Genomic DNA, 1,325 nt, shown 5'->3' on the forward strand with positions numbered 1-1,325 from the left:
CCCGGACACTGGATCAGGCGCGCTTCAATTTCCCCCAGTTCAATACGGAAGCCGCGCAGCTTGACCTGAAAGTCGTTACGGCCCAGGTATTCGATACGGCCGTCGGACAGCCAGCGGCCGAGGTCACCGGTTTTATACAGGCGGGCGGCCGGGCCGGTGGAGAACGGGTCCGGGATAAAGCGTTCCGCTGTCAATGCCGGGCGGTTCAGGTAACCGCGGGCCACCCCGGCACCGCCGATATAAAGCTCGCCGGTCACGCCGATTGGCACCGGCTGGCTGTGAGAGTCGAGAAGATAGGCACGCAGATCGGGTAATGGCTGGCCAATCAGGCTACCCCGTCCGCCGGTGATAACCTCTTCGGTGAGTTCCTGACAGGTGGCATGGACGGTGATCTCGGTGATGCCGTACATATTCACCAGCCGGGTCTGGCGGACAGGGTTATTGGTGATCCACGGGGCCAGCGACGGTAATTCCAACGCCTCCCCGCCGAAGATAATGCAGCGCAGGGCATGTGCGGTGTCATCCTGGACGGGGATAAGTTGACGGAAAGCACTCGGTGTCTGGTTCAGCACCGTCACGCGTTCGTGGCACAACAGGGCATAAAATGCCTGTGGCGAACGGGCACAGGCTGCCGGTACGATAACCAGCCGGCCACCGTAAGCTAAAGCTCCCCACAGCTCCCATACCGAGAAATCAAAAGCAAAAGAGTGGAACAAGGTCCAGACATCGTTGCGATTGAACTGGAAATAACCCTGTGTGGCCGCCAACAGGCGAATGATGTTCGCGTGTTCCACCATCACCCCTTTGGGCTGGCCGGTGGAGCCGGAGGTATAAATCACATAGGCCAGGTGGTGTGAAGTCAGTCCCCGTGCCCGGCTGTCGGGGTTGCTGTCCGGCGCTCCGTCAAGGACGGACGGCGAACCGGCATCCAGCACCACGGTAGGCAGGTGACTGTCCAGGGTTTCCAGCAAGGCAGTCTGGGTCAGCAGGGCCACCGGCGCCGCATCACTGAGCATATAGGCCAGCCGTTCAGCCGGGTAGGCCGGGTCAAGCGGCAGATAAGCCGCCCCGGCCTTCAGAACGCCCAGCAAGCCCACCACCATCTCCAGACTGCGTTCAACGCAGATAGCGACCCGGTCATCCGGCTGTACGCCCAGGGCCAGCAAATGATGGGCCAGCCGGTTGGCGCGGCGGTTCAGTTCGCCGTAGCTGAGGGACTGCCCTTCAAACACCACAGCGGTAGCGTCAGGCGCCAGCTTAACCTGTTGTTCAAACCGTTCATGGATCAGGGCTTCCTGCGGGAAGTCGGTTTGGGGGGCGTTGAA

1 protein-coding gene is annotated in these 1,325 nt (G+C 61.4%); it reads right to left on the reverse strand.

What is annotated here, in order from left to right; all coding sequences use genetic code 11:
- Positions 1-1,325, reverse strand: a 1,325-nt coding sequence (locus tag C5470_RS21805; RefSeq protein ID WP_166291885.1) for a non-ribosomal peptide synthetase, incomplete at both ends; no start/stop codon positions are given.

Origin of the sequence: Photorhabdus stackebrandtii, from assembly GCF_011189495.1 — a bacterium.
Lineage (GTDB): Bacteria > Pseudomonadota > Gammaproteobacteria > Enterobacterales > Enterobacteriaceae > Photorhabdus > Photorhabdus khanii.